This window comes from Dyella psychrodurans (assembly GCF_003363265.1).
Classification (GTDB): domain Bacteria; phylum Pseudomonadota; class Gammaproteobacteria; order Xanthomonadales; family Rhodanobacteraceae; genus Dyella_B; species Dyella_B psychrodurans.
This window is the reverse complement of record NZ_QRBF01000006.1, coordinates 190,391-209,139: the sequence shown is the minus strand read 5'-3', so window position 1 is coordinate 209,139 and position 18,749 is coordinate 190,391. Positions and strand designations below refer to the sequence as shown.

Sequence of the window (18,749 nt, the reverse complement as noted above, 5' to 3'; positions counted from 1 at the left end):
GCACGGAAGACACTCTTCCGCCTCGCGGACGAATGCCCTCACCGCTGTCGTCATACGATGCGGTGCTGCAGCATCCATGACGGGCTTCGAGGCACCCAGGCGGCCGCCGCGAACGAGCCTTGCCGACCCTTCGACCTTGGGAAGGGTTGATTATCGGCATGTACCTATTCGCGTAGCGATCGAACCGGCGTACATTTCCCCCATTCAGGCTGCGCAGGTCACGTCCAGGCCCCATCCCATCGAGCCCTTGCTCATCTTTCGTAATCGAGAACGTTCCGCGGCGAACCTCGGGAGTGCCATCTGATGAACACGAACCGTTTAAGGCCACGTCCCATCCAGCTGCTTCTACTGGTGCCCTTTCTGGGCCTGCTGGATGTGTCGTACTACAACGTCGCGGAGCCCGCGTTGCTGGGGTTCCCCTTTTTTTACTGGTACCAGCTGCTATGGGTGCCCGTCACGGTGATCCTGATCTGGGTGGTCTACCGGAGGACTCCCCATGACGACTAAGCCCGACTATGTGGCGATCGGCATCTTCGTCGCGTTCTTCCTGCTTGTCACGGTGATGGGTTTCTGGGCCGCGCGATGGAATCGGCCGTCGCAGACGGCGAATCTCGACGAATGGGGACTGGGCGGACGCCGCTTCGGTACGTGGATCACCTGGTTCCTGGTGGGCGGCGATTTCTACACCGCCTACACCATCATCGCGGTGCCGGCGCTGGTCTATGCGGTAGGCGCATACGGTTTCTTCGCGCTTCCGTACACCATCATCGTGTACCCGTTCGTGTTCGCGGTGATGCCGGTGTTGTGGCGAACGGCCAAGCAACACGGTTACATCACCGCGGCGGACGTGGTGTACGGAAACTACGGGTCGCGGGTGCTGGAGCTTGCGGTCGCGCTGACCGCCGTGGTGGCGACGATGCCGTACATCGCGCTGCAACTGGTCGGCATGGCCTCCGTGCTCACCGCGCTAGGCTTGAGCGGCGAAATTCCGCTGATCATCGCGTTCATCGTGCTGGCGGTGTACACGTATTCATCCGGCATCCGCGCGCCGGCGCTGATTGCCTTCGTGAAGGACATCATGATCTACATCGCCGTCATCGCCGCGGTGGCGGTGATACCCAGCAAGCTCGGCGGCTACGGCGCGGTGTTCGCGGCGGCGGACGACGCCTTCAAGGCCAAGGGCGCGGGCGGCATTCTCCTGAAGCCCGATCAATTCGTGCCGTATGCCTCGCTGGCACTCGGTTCGGCGCTCGCGGCCTTCATGTATCCGCATACGCTGACGGGTGTGTTTGCCAGCAAGAGCGGCGACACCATCCGGCGCAATGCCATGCTGCTGCCGGCCTACACGTTGTTGTTGGGCCTGCTCGCGCTGCTCGGCTACATGGGACATGCCGCGCACCTCACGCTTGCGAGCAACAACGATGTGGTGCCCACGCTATTCAGGACACTGTTCCCGAGCTGGTTTGCCGGCTTCGCATTCGCGGCCATCGGCATCGGCGCCTTGGTGCCCGCCGCGGTGATGAGCATCGGCGCGGCCAACGTCTTCACGCGCAACTTCTGGAAGGCCTACGTCAATCCATCCATCTCGCCGGAATCGGAAGCGAAGGTGGCGAAAATGGCATCGCTGATCGTCAAGGTCGGCGCCCTGGTCGCCATTCTCTACCTGCCCACGCACTTCGCACTCGACCTGCAGCTGCTGGGCGGCATGTGGATCCTGCAGACGTTGCCGGCGGTCGTGTTCGGTTTGTTCCTGCATCGCCTGAAAGCGTCTTCGCTGCTGGCGGGCCTGCTCGTGGGCCTGGCGAGCGGCACGTGGTTCATCGCGTCCGACGGGTTGAAGCCGATTCACCATCTCGTCCTGGGCTCGTTCTCGGTGTCGCTCTATACGGGCTTGCTGGCACTGGTGATCAATCTGGTGGTGCTGGGTGTCGTGCACCTGGCCACGAGCCTTGGGGGAAAACGCTAAGACGTTTCAGGCTCGCTATCGGTGTTCGAGCGGGGCGATTCGGCGAAGCTTTTATCGCGCTGAATCGCCCTTGCTCGTATAGGCCACGGCGTCGTGCGGATGCAGGCTTTCCTGATGCTCCAGGCGCACATGGAAATCGGCGATGCCGCTGTCGGCATCGAGCGCACGCTGGATGCGACGCGCCGCGTCTTCGCAGAACATCAGGTTGCTGCCGTTGGCCAGCGCGAACGCCTGCTCGTCTTCGCGCTTCACCGCCGTCTGCACCGGCGTGCCCAGCGCGTGTTCGACGCGGTCGAGCAAGCCGATCAGGTTCAGCGGCGCACCGTCGACAAAGCGCACCAGCAAGCGCGCCACGCTGCGCTGCGCATGCGGCGTCGCCACGATGCCCTTCTCGCTACCCAGCCACGCCAGCACGGCCGCGTGATCCACCGGCTTGCCGGCATCGAAATCCTTCGCGAACTGCTCCTGGATCAGCTGGCGCGACAACGCCGCCGAGGCGGGACAGGTGGAGGAGTACACCACTTCGGTGCCCAGCTCCATGCGGAAACCGTCGGCACACAGGCTGGCTTCGATCGAAACCGGGTAGGCGCGCCAGCCGCTGTTGTCGCTGCGCAGCGCGGCGCGGCGCACCAGCTGGTCGAAGCGGATGCTGATGCGTGCGCGATCGGCCAGGTCCTTGTGCGACTCCAGGAAAGCGCGGAGCAAGGACTCCAGCATCGCACCGTCGACGGTACGGGTGCTCAGGTACTGATCGACCAGCAGGTACAGGCGCGACATATGGATGCCGCGACGATCCGGACGGGTGAGATTGACGAAGGCGCCGACCTGGGCGCTGGCGCGCTGCACGTCGCCGTCGCCTGCGTCGAAGCGCACGGGCACTTCGATCCCATCCATGCCTACCCAGTCCAGCGCGCCGGCCACGTGCAGTTGCGACTGAATGGCGACATCGGGCATCAAGCCGACGGTGTAGGGGACGTTCTTCACGGTGCGATTCCGGATGGGTAGCGTTGCAGATCAGCGCTGTGTTTTTCGCGCATCGCCGAGCGTCGCCACGGCTGCTGCTGCGTTCACCTGAAGCACGCCGTGGGAGACTTTGCTGCTGCGTAACAGCAGATCGTGCACGGAGCGCGCATCGAGCTTCGGTGCGAGCGACAGCACCAAAGCGGCAATGCCGCTCACGTGAGCGGCAGCCATGGACGATCCGGAGGTGAAGTCGTATCCGCCGCCGGGTTGTGTCGTAAGAATGTCGGTGCCCGGCGCGCTCAATATGCCTTGCGGTGCCGGCGACGCGCTGCTCATGCGCACCACAATGACGCCCGGTGCGTTGTCGGGAAATCCATCGAGCGATCCGTTCGGCGGCAACGCAGCCACCACGATGCGGCCCTCGCTCAACAATTGATTGAGCAGTTTGCCGAGCAAGGGATCGGCGGGGCCGCCCAAACTGAGATTGACGATGCGCGCATTCGTATCGATGATCGCCGCGAGCGCCTTGGCGAGCGTGAAGGAATTGCAGCGCGCACCGCTGTTGGGCACCTGCGGATACCAGCAGGCCTTGTAGATGCTGACGATCGATTTCGGCGCGATGCCCACGATGCCCTGATGGTTGTCGGCGTCGGCGGTAATGATGCCGGCGACTTCCGTGCCATGGCTGTCGCGGTCGAACGACGATGCGTTGCCATCGACCTCGTCATGCGTGTCGCTGATGCGGCCTTGCAGGTCCGGATGCGTCGTATCGGCGCCGGTATCGACAATCGCGATATGAACGCCGGCGCCCTGGCTGGTGTTGTGGGCGACAGCGGCATCGGTTTCGACGAAGCCGCGCTGCAAGTTCACGTAGGGATCGTTGTAGGGATGTGGCGGGTCCTGGGAATCGTCCGCGTAGACGGCGTAATCCTGCAGCGGTTGCGCAAGCTGTACGCGATCGTCCTTGGCGAGCGCCTTCAACAATGCGTCGCGCGTCACGCCGGCCGGCGGTTCCAGCACCACGCAATAGAGCTTGAGCGCCTTGATCGGCCAGCCTGCGACTTCATGCAAGCCATACTGCTGCTTCAGTGCCGCCAGGTTGGACACGGCACGTTCGCCTGCGCCGTAAAGCGCGTGCGAGGTGTAGCCCAGTAGACTCGAGCCGGCATGCGTCGAAGGTGGTTCGATCGGGTTGGCGACAGCCAGCACGATGTCGCGCTGGCTGTCCATCGTCGATACGTTGACCGGCGCACGGCCGACATCGTTGGGAGAGTCCTGCGAGGCCACGGAAGGCGAGTGCACGCACGCGCTCAACAACGCAGCGAGAGCGACAGAAAGAAAAAAGCCGTGCTTCATGGCGTTCCGACGATGGGCTCCGCCAATCGGATGCCTCGTGCAGCGCGCAGCTGCTTCAACGCCTGTTGTGTCGTCACCGTGGAATTCGCCGGCGCGACCGTGTAGGCGCCCATGTCGTTGGGGCCGCCCACGACCTGCAGGCGCAGCGAATGCAGCAGTGCATTCCAGTCGGTCAAGGTCATGCTTGCATCGGGCACGACCCGGATGGAGCCCGCCGCGACGGGCGCCGATTCCTCACTCAGCGTGCGATACGCCGGCGCTTCGCCCGCCGACCAGAACTTCATGCTCAACGCGCCGATGGCAATCGCCTGCACCATGACGGCTGCAACCAATCCGCGCGTCAGCCAGCTCCCGGAACGCAAGCGATGAGGGGTTTCCTCGCGCACGGGCGCATCGATGCGATCCATCAGGCGCTTCAAACCTGCATTGGCGTCGATGTGAATCTCCGTCGGCAGCGACAGCGCCAGGCGCAGGCGATTCTGCTGCTCGAATTCCGCGCGGCAGGATGCGCAGTGGACAAGATGACGATCCAGCCACTGGCTTTGTTCCTGCGTGGCGCTTTCCTGCAACACCCAGGGCATTGCCTCCCAGGCGCGCAGACAATCCTGGCCGGTATCCATGGGGTAGCTCATGACACGCTCTCTTTCAAAACAGGTGATTCGCCCGCCAAGCTGGGAAGCACGTTGCGCAGCTTGACGCGCGCATGAAACAAGCGTGCTTTCACCGTGCCCACCGGGCACTGCATGATGGTGGCGACATCGTCCAGGGAATGGCCTACGCCGTAGACCAGTTCGACCACGACGCGCTGATCCGCCGACAGACGATCCAGACCCTTGCTCAGCCAGTCGCGCAATTCGCGATCTTCATCCGGGTCCGACGACGGTATGCGATCTTCCGGTATCGCATCGTCTTCCACGGGTTCGTCGCCATGCTGCCGCAGGGTCTTGAGCCCGCAGCGGTAGGCAATGCCCATGATCCACGTCGAAACGCGCGAATCGCCGCGGAACTCGCCGGCTTTCTGCCAGACGATCCAGAAGCAGTCGTTGACGACTTCTTCGATGACGTCCGTGCGCCGGGTCAGGCGCGACAGAAAGCGGCACAGCCGGCCGTGATAACTGTGGTACATCGTTGCCAGCGCGACGCGGTCACCCGTCGACATGCGCTGGAGCAGCATGCGATCGGTTGCGTCGGCGTCGATAGTGGCTTCGTTCATAGGTCTGGAGGAGTCGCCGGGTAGCGGCGGGTTTCCACATGAGTGCGCTTAAGGCGCCGGAAGGTTGCCTCGGAATCAGAAAGACCACGATACCGTGCCCACCCACGGCTGGGCGACCAGGCTACCTGAGCGCCGGGGTATGACCGGATTTGTCGCGATGCGATCCAGCTCCACCCGCCATGGGCCGTAGCTCCACAGCAATCCGGCATGCCCGTAGCGATACACGCCGGTGCCCAGTCGGTTGTTGTAACCATATGATTCATAAGCCTGAATCAATTTCTGTGCGACGCCGACACCCATCGAAAGGGAAAAATGCCAGGCCAGCGGCCAGTGGAAATCGATGTCGGCGGCACCTCGCGGGACGTGATGGGTTCCGTTGGTAAGGCAGATGGCGGACAGGCCAAACGTCAGAATGTCCCGGTATATCCAGTTGAGGCCGATTTCGGTTCGATCGAAAAGCCGTGCCTGGGCATTGCCCGGGTAGTCGTAATAGAGCGCACCGGCCTGCATTTGCCAGTCGCTGGAGAGCGACCAGTCGCGCGACACCTGGGCCATCGCTTCGGAAAAGTGCCCAGGCGAGCGTATCTCGGTGGCACCCGAAACGCCGAGGGACCAGCCCGACGCGGAGGTCCAGGAGCTTGCCGCCTGCAAAATCGGTGTGGTAGGCGTGATCGCCAGGCCGCGATCCACCAGCTGGGAACTGACCGCCACCGCGCCGCTGACCGTGGACGATTGCGCACGGAGCGGCTGGGAAACGCACGCCATCGCCGCCAGCCACGCACACGGAAGACCCATCCGGACAACGCCGAGGCGGCCGGTGCTTCCAGCGCGAAAAGGGCAACGCTCCTTCATGAGGATCTACGCACGCAGAGATCGTAGACAGGCTCTAACAAGTATTTCCGGCTTATAGACGATCCGGAAATACAAGGAAATGTCATTGGTGGCGCGCAACGATGTCATCAGTGGATCGTGCTCAGGTATGAGATGAGGTCATCAAGTTGCTTGGAATCGGTCAAGCCGTCGTACTTCATCTTGGTACCGGGATTGGCCTGTTTGGCGGGTTGCGACAAATAACCGTGCAGCTTGTCGGCGGTCCACACCCAGTGAGCCTGCAGCAACGCATCCGAATACTTGTAGTTGGGCGCGGTGCCTGCCGCGCGTCCGACTATACCGAACAGGCTGGGACCTTTCTTGTTGCGTCCGTCCTTCACGCTGTGGCATTCCGAACATTCCGTCTTGAAAACATCCGACCCGGCGCTTGCGTCACCGGCCATGGCAAAAGGGGAAATAAACGCACCTCCGAGATAGAGTCCAGCAGCAGCCACGCACAACGGTATCCAAAGCAACTTGCTCACTTTCTGACTCCTGTACACATTTTTTGAAGGGGATGCTTTAGAAGGCGACACTCGCCAAAATCAAAAATGCATCGAGGTCCCGCGCACTGGTCCCCGGAACACCGGGCGGCGCGCCGAAAACGTTCATGCTGCTGCCGTTGAATCGGTTGAAGCGGAACCAGGTGGCCGACAGCTTCAGGTTGGCGAAAGGTGTCAGCGAATCGTCCTTGCCGAAAGGCGTCCAGAACACCGTGAACTGGTTGCTGGTGGTATCGGGAACGCCGTAGGGCTCGTAGCGAACGACATCGCGCGTTCCCGTGCTCATCATGTGCGCGACGGAAAAGCCGTAGCTCTGCAGGAACGTGTAGGTGAGCGACAATGTCTTGTCGTGCACCGCCTCGTGCGTCTGCGCCGTGATGCCCGGGAACGGACTGGGCGGCAGGCTGCCGTAATGCCGCAGTTCGAGAATATCGACAAAACTCGCCTGCACGATGTTTTTCCGATTGCCGATGAACTGGTACGTCAGGTCATAGCCAAGATCGGTGAGGTCCTCCGTGGGGCCCGTGCGCGGAAGCTGGCGCTTGGTGGTCAATGCGACGATGCCGGCGGAGAAAAATTGCTTCTTGAGATCCTTCATGTACGCGAAGCGGAAATAGCCGGTATCGCTGAGCTTGCCCGGATCGCCCGATTGCGCATAACCGAGATTGCTCTGTTCGGATAACGGCAGCGCCGTGTACGTGCCGACTTCGCCGTACCAGTCGGAGTCGTAAACGCCATAGACAGTCGCACCGATCACGCGATCGGCCAACGTATTGGGGCTGGAAGGATTAAGCAGCGTACCCGTGACGCCGGGCGGGCCGAGTTGCGTGGAAGCGAACAGATCGCTGACGGCGTCCTGGAATCCCGGGTTGTTGTTCACGCTCACGCCGAAGGTGGCCTGCTTGCTGCCCAGATTCACGTCCTTGGCCACGAAACGCAGGTCGACATCGCTCAACTTGGTGCTGAATTTGTCGTTGCCGTTGTTATCCGTTGCGATCTTGACGTAACCGCCGATGTTGTCCGTCACTCGCCCCGCCAGATAGATATCCGCTTCCGTAAGCAGATTGCTGCTCTGGCCCTTCGCCGGCACGTTGCGTGTGCCGGTGATCTGGGCGGCGACCGGAATCTTGAAGCCGTTGCTATCCGTATCGGTATAACCGTTGAGCTTGAAGCGCATGCCAAACGGCGTCAGTGCAGGGCCATAGGAGCCGGCATGGCAGTCCGCGCATGCGTTGCCGGTCTGCCGCGCATAGGCAGGAATGGCCTGCGCGCCGGTGCTGGCAAAAAGCAGAAGCACGGCGACGGCAAGCCACAGGTAAACCCTGTGCGTCCGGCGCATCGGGCGTCGATTCAAAAGTGATGACATAAGATCTCCTTGTCGTGATCCAGTGCGACAGAACACAAGGCGCTCTCCAAGAGCCTGTTTACGGTCTCGGCGTAGCCCGCGTTGCCAAGGTGCGGCCGGCAGGTGGTAGTGCGTGGCGCAGCGCCTGACTGGCTGTCAGGCCAAGCCGCGCGCTGCCGCATGGCGGCCGCACCTTGGCAACCCTTCGGGCCGGGTCTGTTTGCCCGCCGGGCTGCGTCCTCACTCAGTTGTGTATCGACATACACGCCTTCGTTCCTCCTTGCCCGACAGGCAAACAGTCCCGGCGCGGGCCACGCCGAGACCGTAAACAGGCTCTTACCGTCGGCGTTTGGGAAGCATCAGCCGCAGCGTTCCATCGCGCAGCGCGAAGTGGTGCCAAAGGGCGGCTGCGATGTGCAGCAAGACCAGCGCCAGCAACAACCAGGCGGCATCGAGATGCAAGGTCTGCAGCCGATCGGCGAGATCTTCGTCGCCGCCGACCAGTGCGGGCAGGGTCAGGCCGAAAAAATGCACCGGCTTGTCTTCCGCATTGCTCAATGCCCAGCCGAGGATCGGCAGCGCAAGCATCAATGCATACAGCGCGATATGCGTCAGTGCCGCGGCCGCGCGGATCGGCCAGGCATTGCGGCTTGCCGATGGCAACGTGCCAAGGCGAATGCGCAGTGCCACGCGCAAGAAGAAAAGAATGAGCACGAACAATCCGAAATGGCGATGGCCTTCCAGCAGCCATTGGCGCAAGGCGCGGCCATCGACTTGATCGCGGACCAGGATGAATGTCACCCCCACGCACACGCAAAGCACCGTAAGCCAGTGCATCACCACCAACCTCCTTGGACGCTCCACGGCGATCGTCTGCGAAGGCTGATGCGCGGCGCCGCTCGCGTCGGCTTCCGCGCCGGGCATGAATGCCACGTTTTTCCCCTGCTTTGACCCAGCCTTGATGTCCAATGCCATATCCGAGCTGCCCGCGCGTCCCGTCGATTCATGCCTGCCCATGACCTTCCTCACGCCAGAAGCAAACCGCGTGGCGTTGCGAAGACGGTCTCGTGTGCATGGGTGCCATGCGGGGAGCGAAAGGTTGCGCCGATTCAACGATGAGCCGTGAAAACGGCGTCGACATCGTGGTGTATCGAGCGAGTCATATTGATGTCATCGAAAGGAGTGGCGGCGACTTCGCGTTCGAAGTCCGGCACAACCTTTCCAGGATGGTGCGGCACTCAGGTACGTGGGTCACCTTCACGCAATCACGGCCTGGCCTTGAACATGGAAATCGAACGCATTCAGTTGCAAAAGCATGGCGACGACCGCGGCATGCTCATCGCGTTGGAACAGGATCGAAACGTGCCTTTCGACATCCGGCGCGTGTACTACCTGTTCGCGACGCATAACGACGTCCATCGCGGCCAGCATGCGCACCGTCATCTGCATCAGCTGGCGGTGCCGGTGCGCGGTTCCGTTACCATCCTGCTGGACGACGGCAACGGCCCGGTGGAAGTGGTGCTCGACGACCCTTCGCAGGGATTGCTGATCGGCTGCATGGTGTGGCGCGAGCTGTACAACTTCAGCCACGACTGCGTCTTGATGGTGCTGGCCGACCAGTTGTACGACCCGACCGACTACATCACCGACTACGCGCAGTTCCTGCGCGAAGCGAAGGGTTCCACGTTGCAGGAAGGCTTGGCCGCATGCGCCGTCCGCTAGTGATCATCGGCGCGGGCGAGTTCGCGCAGATCGCCTGCGAATACTTCACGCATGACAGCGATTACGACGTCGTCGCGTTCAGCGTCGAGCGCGACTATCTCAAAGAGTCCACGCTCGCCGATCGTCCCGTCGTGCCGTACGAAACATTGGAGGCGCAATACCCTCCGGCCGACTACGAAGCGTTCGTCGCGATCCCCGCCACCCACCTCAATCGCCTGCGCACGCGCTTTTATCAGGATGCCAAGCGCAAAGGCTACCGATTCGCCACCTACGTCAGTTCGCACGCCTTCCTGTGGCACAACGCCGAGGTAGGCGAAAACAGTTTCATTTTCGAAAACAACGTCATCCAGCCCTTCGTCAGGATCGGCAACAACTGCGTGCTGTGGAGCGGCAACCACGTCGGGCACCGCACGGTGGTGCACGACAACGTGTTCGTCGCCTCGCACGCGGTCATTTCGGGTTATTGCGTGATTGGCGAGGGATGCTTCATCGGCGTCAATGCCACCTTCAACGACCAGGTCAAGGTCGCGCAGGACAACGTGATAGGCGCGGGCGCCCTGGTCACGCGCGATACCGAGCCGGGGCGCATCTACGTGGGCTCGCCGGCTCGCGCGATACCGGACAAATCCAGTCTCGCCGTGAGGCTTTGACAGCGCATGGGCGCATGGATCAAGAAAGGCCTGGTCTTCGAGACCGCGCTGCACAGCGTGGGCGCATGGATGCGCCATTCGGCGCTCACCCCGACGCCCTGGCGCATCAGCGACGAACTCATTCGTGTTTACGCGGGCTTTCGCGATGCCTATGGCGTCAGCCGCATCGGCTATGTGGATGTAAGCGCGGACGATCCGACGGACATCGTGCACGTCGGCGCCGAGCCCGTGCTCGATATCGGCCGGGATGGCTGTTTTGACGACAACGGCATGATCCTCGGCGATATCGTCGATACGCCCGATGGCCTGCACATGTTCTACGTGGGCTTTCAGCGCGTCGCCAAAGCCAAATTCCTCGCCTTCACGGGCCTGGCGATCTCCCGCGACGGCGGGCTTCATTTCGAGCGTGCACAGGAAACGCCGATCCTGGACCGCGCGCATGGTCGCAGCACCATCGGCGCAGTGCATTCGGTGCTGCGGGAAAACGGCCGCTGGCGCATGTGGTACGCCGTCGGCGACGATTGGGAAACCATCGACGGCCGTCCCTTTCCGCGCTATCACATTCGCTGCGCGGAGACGGACGATCCGCGCATCCTTCCGCGCGAAGACCATATATGCCTGCAGCCGAGCGGCACCGAATATCGTATCGGCCGGCCGCGCGTCTATCGCGATGGCGACAAGTACGTCATGTATTTCACGCGCGGCAATGTCACCGGCGAATATTTCCCGGGAGTCGCCTATAGCGAGGATGGCATCCGCTGGGAGCGCCACGACGAAACGCTTGGCGTGGCCCTGTCCGAGAGCGGCTGGGATTCGCGCGTCATCTGCTATCCCACCCTGATCCGCCATCGCGGCAAACTGCTGATGTTCTACAACGGCAACGACATGGGCATCGACGGCTTCGGCGTCGCCGAATTCCATGATGACGATGCGAACGGTGGATTTTATGTACACCGTTAAGCCGTACGCGCCGATTCATGCCGTGGACTGGGATGCGCTCGTCGAGCGCTCCAGGAACGGCAATTTTCTGCATCGGCGCGGCTATATGGATTACCACGCGGATCGCTTCGTCGACCGATCGCTGATGATCGAGCGCGACGGAAAGGTGGAGGCCGTCTTTCCCGCCAACCTGAAAGACGACGTCGTGGTGAGCCACGGCGGCCTGACCTATGCCGGATTGATCACCACGCAGGACCTGCGCGCGGAATCGACGCTCGCCGTCTTCGAGCAAATGAGCGAGCACTATCGTTCGCTGGGCATCAAGCGCATCGTCTACAAGGCCATCCCGCACGTTTTCCATGCCTACCCCGCCGAAGAAGATCTCTACGCCCTGCATCGCCTGGGCGCGAGGCTGAAGCGGCGCGATATCTCTTCCGTCGTGTCGTTGCGGGAGGCGTTTCGCTTCGCCGATGCGCGCAAGCGATCGATCAACAAGGCGAAGAAGGCCGGCGTGCACTTGCGGATCGGTAGCGATCTGGCCGCGTTTCATGCGCTGCTGACCGAGACCTTGCGCAAGCACGATGCCGCGCCGACCCATAGCCTGCCGGAGCTGCAGTTGTTGCAGGCGCGCTTTCCCGACCGCATCGTGCTGCACGAAGCGCGCGTCGACGACAACCTGCTTGCCGGCGTGCTCGTCTACGACTTCGGCCGAACCGTGCACACCCAGTACATGGCCGCGTCGGACGAAGGGCGCGACCTCAACGCCCTCAGCCTGCTTCTCGGCGAACTCATCGGCCATGTCTACGCCGACAGGATCTACTTCAGCTTCGGCATTTCGACCGAGCAGGAAGGACGGCATCTCAATGGCGGCCTGATCACGCAGAAGGAACGTTTCGGCGCACGCGCCGTCGTGCACGATTTCTACGAGTGGGAGCTTTGATGGACGTTCCGTTTTTCAGTGCGAGGGATATCAATGCCCGTTACGCCGACGAGCTGAAGGCGGCCGCCGCACGCGTGATCGATTCGGGCTGGTATGTGCTCGGCGAGGAAGTGGCGGCGTTCGAGCGAGAGTTCGCCGCCTACTGCGGCGTGCGCCATGCGGTGGGCGTAGGTAATGGACTGGATGCGCTGGCGCTGATCCTGCGCGGCTACAAGGAACTCGGCGCGCTGACCGAGGGCGACGAGATCATCGTGCCCGGCAACACCTTTATCGCCACCTTCCTGGCGATCACCGAAAATCGCATGGTGCCGGTGCCCGTGGAGCCCGACGCGGCCAGCTTCAACCTCGATCCGGATAGCGTGGAAGCCGCCATCGGCCCGCGCACGCGCGCCATCATGGTGGTGCACCTGTATGGGCAGCTGGCGAACATGCCCGCGCTGCTTGCGCTGGCGCGTCGATACAAGTTGTTGCTGATCGAAGATGCGGCGCAGGCGCATGGCGCGAGCAGCGACGGATGCAAGGCCGGCGCGTTCGGCGATGCCGCGGCCTTCAGTTTCTTTCCCGCCAAGAATCTCGGCGCGCTCGGTGACGGCGGCGCGGTCGTCACCAACGACTCGATGCTGGCCCATCGAGTCGCCGCGCTGCGCAACTACGGCTCCGACGTGAAGTACCGGCATCTGTTTCAGGGCGTCAATTCGCGGCTCGACGAAATGCAGGCCGCCATGCTGCGCGTGAAGTTGAAATACCTGGACGAGGACATCGCGCGCCGCCGTCATGTGGCGCAACGTTATCGGGACGGTATCCGGCATCCGCATATCCGCTTGCCGCAGGCGCGGAGCGAAGAGCAGCACGCCTGGCATCTGTTCGTGGTGCGCTGCGCCTATCGCGATGCGTTGCAAAAGCACCTCCATGGGCTTGGCATACAAAGCCAGGTGCATTACCCGGTTCCGCCGCATCGCCAGTCGGCGTATGTGTCGCTGCGCGACGTCCGCCTGCCGCTGACCGAGCGATTGCACGACGAAGTATTGAGCCTGCCGATGGGGCCGACGCTGCGCGACGACGAAGTGGACCGGGTCATCGCCGCATGCCAGGTGTTCGAGTGCCCGCCATGAATTTCGTGCGCACCGGCTTCTATACGACCATCGCCACCGCGGCGCGATTGGCCGCGGGCCTGGTGGTCATCAAGCTGGTGGCATGGTTCGCGGGGCCGGAAGGCGTCGGCAAGCTCGGGCAGTTCATGAGCCTGATGTCGCTGCTCGCGGTGCTGGCCGGCGGCGGCATCAGCGCGGGCATCGTCAAGTACGTCGCCGAATATCGCCACGACGCGCAGCGGCTGTCGCGGCTGCTGTCGGCGGCGCTCTGGTATGCCTTATGTGCATCGTGCCTGATGGGATGCGCGGCGCTGCTCTTCAGCCGGCAGATCGCACTGTGGCTGTTGGGCGATTCCCACTACGAAAGCCTGATCCGCATACTCGCCGTCGCGCAACTCGGCATTGCGCTCGTCAACTACATCCTCGCGGTGATCAACGGCTTCATGGACGTGCGCCGGCTCGCATTTGTGCAAGTGCTGGGTTCGGCGACCGGCGTGGTGATGGTCGTCGGGCTGTCGCGCTGGTTGCATCTTTATGGGGCGCTGCTGGCGCTGGTGGTGGGGCAGGTGCTGACGCTGGTCGTCGGTTTGCCCGCGTGGTGGCGCAGCCCGTATTTCCGCCGCAGCATGCTGCGCATGCGGTTCGATCGCGAGATGACCACGCGGCTGGCGGCATTTTCAGTGATGACGCTCACCTCCGCGCTGTTGCCGCCGTTGATCAACATCGCCGTGCGCAATCATCTGGCGCTGCAGTTCGGCTGGGAGCAGGTCGGCTACTGGCAGGCGGTCAGCAAGGTGTCGGATGCGTATCTGCTGTTCCTCACCACGGCCATCAACATCTACTACCTGCCCAAGCTGGCGTCGACGCACGAACGCGCCTCGCTGGCGTTGGAGCTACGCAGCGCGTATCGCCATCTGCTGCCCGCCGTCATCGTGCTGGCGGCCGTGGTGTATGTGCTGCGGAACTGGGTAACCCATCTCCTGTTCAGCGCCGACTTCACCGCCGCCAATGCGTTGTACGGTCCGCAGCTGATCGGCGACGTCGTCAAGATCGCCTCGTTCGTGCTTTCGTATCTGATGCTGGCCAAGGCGATGACGCGGCTGTTCGTGATCTCCGAATGCGTGTTCGCCGTCAGCTACCTCGCGCTGGTCTACCTGTTCACGGCTTACTTCGGACTCGTCGGCGCCATGTACGCCTTCGCGGTCAACTATCTGCTCTATCTCGTGTTCAACGTGCTGGTGGCGCGACGTTATCTGGGGGAAACATGACCGTGGCCGACGCCATGCCGACGAAGCCGCAGACCATGCCGCTGGTCTCGGTGCTCATTCCCGCCTACAACCACGAACGCTTCGTGCAACGCTGCCTGGACAGCGTGCTGGAAGACCTGTATCCGTCCAAGGAAATCATCATCATCGATGACGGTTCCACCGACGGCACGCACGAACGCATCGTGGAATGGATGGCCCGGCATGGCGACAAGCTGCGCGTGGAATATGTGCGCCGCGCCAACCGGGGCATTGCCGCGACCTTGAACGAACTGGCGGCCCGCGCTCACGGCGAATTTCTCCGCCTTGGCGCCAGCGACGACTACCTGCTGCCGGGTGGCCTGGAAGCCCAGGTTCGCTATCTGATGACGCATCCGTTCAAGAAGGCGGTGGTGGGCGATTCGATCGTCGTCGATGAGAACGGGCTGATCCTGCATGGCAGCGGCATGCACGATCTCCACGGCGCGAACAAGAAGCTCTATCGCTCCAACGAAGGCATACGCCGTGCCGTCATCAGCCAGTGGGCCATCGGGGGACCGGTCGCGCTGGTTCGAAAGAATGCGCTCGATACGGTCGATCGCTGGACCGAAGGGCTACGCATCGACGACTGGGATTTCTTCCTGCGCCTGGCAGCGCGCGACGGGCTGGGCTTCATCGATGTCACCGTCTGCGCGTATCGCATCCACGGCAACAATCTGAGCAAGACGCGGCATCGGGAAACGCGCGTCGTCAACCTGATCGAATCGCGCCATGTCGCCATGCGCCGCGCGCACCTGTTCGAGGAGCCTTACCGGACGCTGCTCAAGGCGCAGGCCCATTTCATCGGCGCCAAGATCGCCTTCCTGCAGCGGCGCCTGCTGCTGCTCGTGTTTCATATGACGATGTATCTGTCGCTGATCCTGGTCTCGAAACTGGGATTGCCGACGGCTCATTCGGTGATCAAGGAGGCCTGACGGCATGCTGCGCCTTCCTTCCACCTATCTCTCGCTTCCCATCCTGCTGTCGTGCGGACTCACGTGTCTCACCTACGACCTGTCGGAAAGCTATCTGGAGGGCGTGTTGCTGCTGGCCGTCACCGCGCTCGCGATCATGCTGGTGGACGCGCTGTTCGGATCGCGGCTTCCCGGGTTTGCCCAGTTTCGCGCAGGCAGCTACATCGGCACGCGCGAGTCGTTCGTTGCCATGGCGTTCGCGTGCGGAGTGATGTTCTTCTGCCTGCTCGACCTGACGCTGTTTCCCATTCCGCTGATCGACAATCCGTCGTCCTACGCCAGCATGGAAGGCGGGCACGAACACATTCGGCACATTTCCGACATGTGCTGGGCGCTGCCGCCCATCGGGCTGCTCTGTGCGCGGAGCAAGTGGTTGCGCAATCTGCTCGTTGTCGCGGGATTGGCTTTTCCAGTGCTGGTGATCGACCGCAACCGGATCTTCGCGTCACTGTTCTCATTCGCGCTGGTGGTGATGTTCCGGCGCGACGAGTCGAGGCCGTTGCCGTGGAAGAGCGTCGGTTTTCTGGCCGTGGCAGGCGCCGCCGCTTTTTCGGTGCTGGGCATCCTGCGGTCGGGCACGCTGGATACCGTCACGCTGCCTTTCAGTGCGATGTATCGCGACGCACCCCAGGGCATCAAATGGCTGCTGCTTTACGTCACCGCCGGCCCGTACAACTTTGGAGCGATGCTGGCCAAGCATTATTCGAACGCCAGCTTCCTCGTCAATCAGGTGGTTCCCATGGCGGGGTCCATCGCGACGGCCGGAACGAGCATTCCGCTGGATGCGCCCAACATCAACGTCGGCACGGAGTTCTTTCCGTTCCTCATGGCGCTGGGTCCCATGGGCGCGGTGGCTTCGATCCTCACGCTGTACGCCATGCTGTGGTGGAGCGTGCGGCGCCTGCATCCGCCGGTTTCGTTGTTCGCGTGGCTCGTCTTTCTGCGCATGTCGTATGTCTGCGTGATGTCGCCGTTCGCGCCGCAGGCATTCACGTGGACCAACATCGGCTTTGTCGTGCTGTGCATGGTCATGCAAATGCTCGCGGCGTGGTTGCCGAACAGGAGGGCGCCGTCGGTGGAGAGGGAACATGCCGCGACAGTCGCTCGAACGATGTCTTCACCAACGTTGCAGTGAGTCCAAGACGATGGAACACGATGAAATTTACTTGATCGATACGTGGCGGATCCTGGTCCGCGAATGGAAATGGTTTGCGGCGCCGTTGCTGCTGGTGCTGGCGGCGACTTTTGCCTTCATCCATGTCGCCAGGCCGCAATGGGAAGCGACGGCCTGGATCCAGATCGGACAGGTGGGTGCCGTGCCGCCCGGCCAGGATCCGAAGGCCGAACCCTTGCAGCGCGTGATGGAGCGCTTGCAACTCCTGTCTTTCCAGAACGATGTGGTGAAAAGCGTTGGCCTCTCGCCGGACGCGCGCGACGCCCATCTTTATCGCAAGAGCCTGAAGTTGGAGCCGCTGCCGTATGCGGGGCCGCTCATCAAGCTGACCCTGCGCGCGTATTCGCCGCAACAGGCCGATCAGCTTGCTACCGCCACGATGACCCAGTTGCAGGCGATCCATCGGCGCATCGAGGCCATGCCGCTGGCGCGTGCGCATAGGCATCTCGATGAAGTGCAGAAAGAGCTGCAGGCTGCCCTGGCCGACCGCGACCGGCTGCAGCAGGCGGCCGCACCGGGCAACCAAGGCGACGCGGGAGGCAAGAATGCACCGGGCTCCGTGCTGGCGAGCGCGTTGCTGTCCAGCAAGAACGAAGAAGTGCACGCCTTGCAGCAGGCGGAAGGCGAGCTCGCCGATCGTCTCAGCGCTGCATACACCTACGACACATCGCTGATGTGGCCGGTGTACGTGCCGGACAGGCAGGCGTTTCCCAATCCCGTGTTGATGTGGGCCGTGGGCCTGGTGCTCGGCTTGCTCCTGGGAGCCCTGGCCGCGATTGCGCGAAATGCCTTGCGGCGTGCCGCAACAACGCGGCATGCGCTCGGAAAAAGCATTCAACCAAAAAAGCCCGTTCACGCACTTACGGATTAGAAGGCGTCGCTTGCCATCTGGTGGAACGGAAATCGAAGTGAGCAGAGCATACAAACTTGAAACCGGAAGCATGACGATGGCGCTCGACGAGACGCAACTGCTCGATACGCAACGCGCCTTCGACAGCGTCGCGGCCGACTACGACGGTCCTCGTGGCAACAACGAGCTGATCCAGCGCATGCGGCTGACCTTGTGGGATACCGTGCGCGATGCCGTGCCTCCGGGTTCCCGCCTGCTCGACCTCGGTTGCGGCACCGGCATTGATGCGGCCGAGTTCGCGCGGCAAGGTCATCACGTCGTCGCCACCGACTGGTCGCCGGAAATGGTCGCGCGCACGCGCGCACGCGCCGACGAAGCAGGACTTATGTCGCGCGTGCAGGCGATGCATGTCGGTATCCATCAGCTCGACCGGCTCGACGACCGGTTCGACGCCGTCTACTCGAACTTCGGTCCGCTCAATTGCGCACCCGATCTGCGCGTCGTCGCGGCCGAATGCGAACGGTTGCTGCGGCCGGGCGGCATGCTGGTGTTTTCGGTGATCGGGCGGATCTGCCCGTGGGAAGTCGGGTACTACGCGCTGAAGGGCCGCATCAAGCGTGCGACCGTGCGCGCTGCGCGCGGCGCGACGGCGGTGGGCATGAATCGCCACACCATCTGGACGTATTACTACCTGCCGCGCGAGTTCTATCGCGCCTTCGCCGATCATTTTTCGCTCGAGAGCTACCGGGCGCTGAGCCTGTTCATGCCGCCACCCTATCTGGTGGATGTCTACCGGCGCCATCGCGAGAGGTTCGAGCGCCTGGGCCGGCTCGACGATCGCTACGGTGCGCTGCCGCTGCTGCGCGACATGGGCGATCACTTCCTTATCGTGATGCGTCGGCGCTGAATC

General features: G+C 62.6%; 20 protein-coding genes. 12 read left to right on the top strand and 8 right to left on the bottom strand.

Annotation, left to right across the window (positions count from 1 at the left end; genetic code table 11):
• The first annotated feature begins 303 nt into the window (after nucleotides 1–303).
• Nucleotides 304–507, top strand: a complete 204-nt coding sequence (locus tag DWU99_RS16200; protein WP_115479109.1) for a DUF3311 domain-containing protein — start codon at nucleotides 304–306, stop codon at nucleotides 505–507.
• The gene (mctP, locus tag DWU99_RS16195; protein ID WP_115479108.1) at nucleotides 497–1,966 is read left to right on the top strand and encodes a monocarboxylate uptake permease MctP; all 1,470 of its coding nucleotides are present in this window, start codon (nucleotides 497–499) and stop codon (nucleotides 1,964–1,966) included. The genes DWU99_RS16200 and mctP overlap by 11 nt, the downstream gene beginning before the upstream one ends.
• A 51-nt stretch (nucleotides 1,967–2,017) precedes the next feature.
• Here the strand turns inward: mctP and folE2 are convergent, their stop codons facing one another.
• From folE2 to DWU99_RS16155, 8 genes are all read right to left on the bottom strand, one after another.
• Nucleotides 2,018–2,920: a GTP cyclohydrolase FolE2 gene (folE2, locus tag DWU99_RS16190; protein ID WP_115479204.1), complete on the bottom strand. Its 903-nt coding sequence runs from the start codon at nucleotides 2,918–2,920 to the stop codon at nucleotides 2,018–2,020.
• 60 nt (nucleotides 2,921–2,980) lie between these two features.
• Nucleotides 2,981–4,285 (bottom strand): S8 family serine peptidase, encoded by a 1,305-nt coding sequence (locus DWU99_RS16185; protein ID WP_115479107.1) that lies wholly within the window; start codon nucleotides 4,283–4,285, stop codon nucleotides 2,981–2,983.
• Entirely contained in the window at nucleotides 4,282–4,917 is a 636-nt protein-coding gene (locus tag DWU99_RS16180; RefSeq protein ID WP_115479106.1) for a zf-HC2 domain-containing protein, read from the bottom strand. The genes DWU99_RS16185 and DWU99_RS16180 overlap by 4 nt, the downstream gene beginning before the upstream one ends.
• Nucleotides 4,914–5,498 carry a sigma-70 family RNA polymerase sigma factor gene (locus DWU99_RS16175; protein WP_115479105.1) on the bottom strand — a complete coding sequence of 195 codons (585 nt, stop codon included), beginning with the start codon at nucleotides 5,496–5,498 and terminating at the stop codon, nucleotides 4,914–4,916. The genes DWU99_RS16180 and DWU99_RS16175 overlap by 4 nt, the downstream gene beginning before the upstream one ends.
• A 75-nt stretch (nucleotides 5,499–5,573) precedes the next feature.
• The gene (locus DWU99_RS16170; RefSeq protein ID WP_115479104.1) at nucleotides 5,574–6,293 is read right to left on the bottom strand and encodes a TorF family putative porin; all 720 of its coding nucleotides are present in this window, start codon (nucleotides 6,291–6,293) and stop codon (nucleotides 5,574–5,576) included.
• 164 nt (nucleotides 6,294–6,457) lie between these two features.
• Nucleotides 6,458–6,772 (bottom strand): c-type cytochrome, encoded by a 315-nt coding sequence (locus DWU99_RS16165; protein ID WP_115479103.1) that lies wholly within the window; start codon nucleotides 6,770–6,772, stop codon nucleotides 6,458–6,460.
• Nucleotides 6,773–6,890: 118 nt separating this feature from the next.
• Nucleotides 6,891–8,237: a cytochrome C gene (locus DWU99_RS16160; protein ID WP_233511180.1), complete on the bottom strand. Its 1,347-nt coding sequence runs from the start codon at nucleotides 8,235–8,237 to the stop codon at nucleotides 6,891–6,893.
• A 315-nt stretch (nucleotides 8,238–8,552) separates the two neighbouring features.
• Nucleotides 8,553–9,053 (bottom strand): cytochrome b, encoded by a 501-nt coding sequence (locus tag DWU99_RS16155; protein WP_233511192.1) that lies wholly within the window; start codon nucleotides 9,051–9,053, stop codon nucleotides 8,553–8,555.
• Nucleotides 9,054–9,500: 447 nt separating this feature from the next.
• Between DWU99_RS16155 and DWU99_RS16150 the strand changes: the two genes are divergently transcribed.
• The 10 genes from DWU99_RS16150 to DWU99_RS16105 all read left to right on the top strand — a co-directional run bounded on the left by DWU99_RS16150 (nucleotide 9,501) and on the right by DWU99_RS16105 (nucleotide 18,746).
• The gene (locus DWU99_RS16150) at nucleotides 9,501–9,938 is read left to right on the top strand and encodes a sugar 3,4-ketoisomerase (RefSeq protein ID WP_115479101.1); all 438 of its coding nucleotides are present in this window, start codon (nucleotides 9,501–9,503) and stop codon (nucleotides 9,936–9,938) included.
• Entirely contained in the window at nucleotides 9,923–10,588 is a 666-nt protein-coding gene (locus DWU99_RS16145) for an acetyltransferase (RefSeq protein WP_115479100.1), read from the top strand. Before DWU99_RS16150 ends, DWU99_RS16145 begins: the two co-directional genes overlap by 16 nt.
• Nucleotides 10,589–10,594: 6 nt before the next feature.
• The gene (locus DWU99_RS16140) at nucleotides 10,595–11,548 is read left to right on the top strand and encodes a glycoside hydrolase family protein (RefSeq protein ID WP_115479099.1); all 954 of its coding nucleotides are present in this window, start codon (nucleotides 10,595–10,597) and stop codon (nucleotides 11,546–11,548) included.
• Nucleotides 11,535–12,467 carry a GNAT family N-acetyltransferase gene (locus DWU99_RS16135; protein WP_115479098.1) on the top strand — a complete coding sequence of 311 codons (933 nt, stop codon included), beginning with the start codon at nucleotides 11,535–11,537 and terminating at the stop codon, nucleotides 12,465–12,467. The genes DWU99_RS16140 and DWU99_RS16135 overlap by 14 nt, the downstream gene beginning before the upstream one ends.
• Complete coding sequence (locus tag DWU99_RS16130; protein ID WP_115479097.1) at nucleotides 12,467–13,579, top strand: DegT/DnrJ/EryC1/StrS family aminotransferase; 1,113 nt, start codon at nucleotides 12,467–12,469, stop codon at nucleotides 13,577–13,579. Before DWU99_RS16135 ends, DWU99_RS16130 begins: the two co-directional genes overlap by 1 nt.
• On the top strand, nucleotides 13,576–14,826 hold the full coding sequence (locus DWU99_RS16125; protein WP_115479096.1) for an O-antigen translocase: 1,251 nt from the start codon (nucleotides 13,576–13,578) through the stop codon (nucleotides 14,824–14,826). The genes DWU99_RS16130 and DWU99_RS16125 overlap by 4 nt, the downstream gene beginning before the upstream one ends.
• Complete coding sequence (locus DWU99_RS16120) at nucleotides 14,823–15,776, top strand: glycosyltransferase (RefSeq protein ID WP_233511179.1); 954 nt, start codon at nucleotides 14,823–14,825, stop codon at nucleotides 15,774–15,776. The genes DWU99_RS16125 and DWU99_RS16120 overlap by 4 nt, the downstream gene beginning before the upstream one ends.
• Nucleotides 15,777–15,780: 4 nt before the next feature.
• Nucleotides 15,781–16,950, top strand: a complete 1,170-nt coding sequence (locus tag DWU99_RS16115) for a hypothetical protein (RefSeq protein WP_115479095.1) — start codon at nucleotides 15,781–15,783, stop codon at nucleotides 16,948–16,950.
• 10 nt (nucleotides 16,951–16,960) lie between these two features.
• On the top strand, nucleotides 16,961–17,860 hold the full coding sequence (locus tag DWU99_RS16110) for a Wzz/FepE/Etk N-terminal domain-containing protein (RefSeq protein ID WP_115479094.1): 900 nt from the start codon (nucleotides 16,961–16,963) through the stop codon (nucleotides 17,858–17,860).
• Between the two features lie 70 nt (nucleotides 17,861–17,930).
• Nucleotides 17,931–18,746, top strand: a complete 816-nt coding sequence (locus DWU99_RS16105) for a class I SAM-dependent methyltransferase (protein ID WP_115479093.1) — start codon at nucleotides 17,931–17,933, stop codon at nucleotides 18,744–18,746.
• Nucleotides 18,747–18,749 lie beyond the last annotated feature (3 nt).

What these genes read in the sequence shown, in the direction of transcription:
- DWU99_RS16200 (WP_115479109.1), top strand. Translation starts at nt 304, where the DNA reads ATGAACACGAACCGTTTAAGGCCACGTCCCATCCAGCTGCTTCTACTG.
- mctP (WP_115479108.1), top strand. Translation starts at nt 497, where the DNA reads ATGACGACTAAGCCCGACTATGTGGCGATCGGCATCTTCGTCGCGTTC.
- folE2 (WP_115479204.1), bottom strand. Translation starts at nt 2,920, where the DNA reads ATGCCCGATGTCGCCATTCAGTCGCAACTGCACGTGGCCGGCGCGCTG.
- DWU99_RS16185 (WP_115479107.1), bottom strand. Translation starts at nt 4,285, where the DNA reads ATGAAGCACGGCTTTTTTCTTTCTGTCGCTCTCGCTGCGTTGTTGAGC.
- DWU99_RS16180 (WP_115479106.1), bottom strand. Translation starts at nt 4,917, where the DNA reads ATGAGCTACCCCATGGATACCGGCCAGGATTGTCTGCGCGCCTGGGAG.
- DWU99_RS16175 (WP_115479105.1), bottom strand. Translation starts at nt 5,498, where the DNA reads ATGAACGAAGCCACTATCGACGCCGACGCAACCGATCGCATGCTGCTC.
- DWU99_RS16170 (WP_115479104.1), bottom strand. Translation starts at nt 6,293, where the DNA reads ATGGGTCTTCCGTGTGCGTGGCTGGCGGCGATGGCGTGCGTTTCCCAG.
- DWU99_RS16165 (WP_115479103.1), bottom strand. Translation starts at nt 6,772, where the DNA reads ATGGCCGGTGACGCAAGCGCCGGGTCGGATGTTTTCAAGACGGAATGT.
- DWU99_RS16160 (WP_233511180.1), bottom strand. Translation starts at nt 8,237, where the DNA reads ATGTCATCACTTTTGAATCGACGCCCGATGCGCCGGACGCACAGGGTT.
- DWU99_RS16155 (WP_233511192.1), bottom strand. Translation starts at nt 9,053, where the DNA reads ATGCACTGGCTTACGGTGCTTTGCGTGTGCGTGGGGGTGACATTCATC.
- DWU99_RS16150 (WP_115479101.1), top strand. Translation starts at nt 9,501, where the DNA reads ATGGAAATCGAACGCATTCAGTTGCAAAAGCATGGCGACGACCGCGGC.
- DWU99_RS16145 (WP_115479100.1), top strand. Translation starts at nt 9,923, where the DNA reads ATGCGCCGTCCGCTAGTGATCATCGGCGCGGGCGAGTTCGCGCAGATC.
- DWU99_RS16140 (WP_115479099.1), top strand. Translation starts at nt 10,595, where the DNA reads ATGGGCGCATGGATCAAGAAAGGCCTGGTCTTCGAGACCGCGCTGCAC.
- DWU99_RS16135 (WP_115479098.1), top strand. Translation starts at nt 11,535, where the DNA reads ATGTACACCGTTAAGCCGTACGCGCCGATTCATGCCGTGGACTGGGAT.
- DWU99_RS16130 (WP_115479097.1), top strand. Translation starts at nt 12,467, where the DNA reads ATGGACGTTCCGTTTTTCAGTGCGAGGGATATCAATGCCCGTTACGCC.
- DWU99_RS16125 (WP_115479096.1), top strand. Translation starts at nt 13,576, where the DNA reads ATGAATTTCGTGCGCACCGGCTTCTATACGACCATCGCCACCGCGGCG.
- DWU99_RS16120 (WP_233511179.1), top strand. Translation starts at nt 14,823, where the DNA reads ATGACCGTGGCCGACGCCATGCCGACGAAGCCGCAGACCATGCCGCTG.
- DWU99_RS16115 (WP_115479095.1), top strand. Translation starts at nt 15,781, where the DNA reads ATGCTGCGCCTTCCTTCCACCTATCTCTCGCTTCCCATCCTGCTGTCG.
- DWU99_RS16110 (WP_115479094.1), top strand. Translation starts at nt 16,961, where the DNA reads ATGGAACACGATGAAATTTACTTGATCGATACGTGGCGGATCCTGGTC.
- DWU99_RS16105 (WP_115479093.1), top strand. Translation starts at nt 17,931, where the DNA reads ATGACGATGGCGCTCGACGAGACGCAACTGCTCGATACGCAACGCGCC.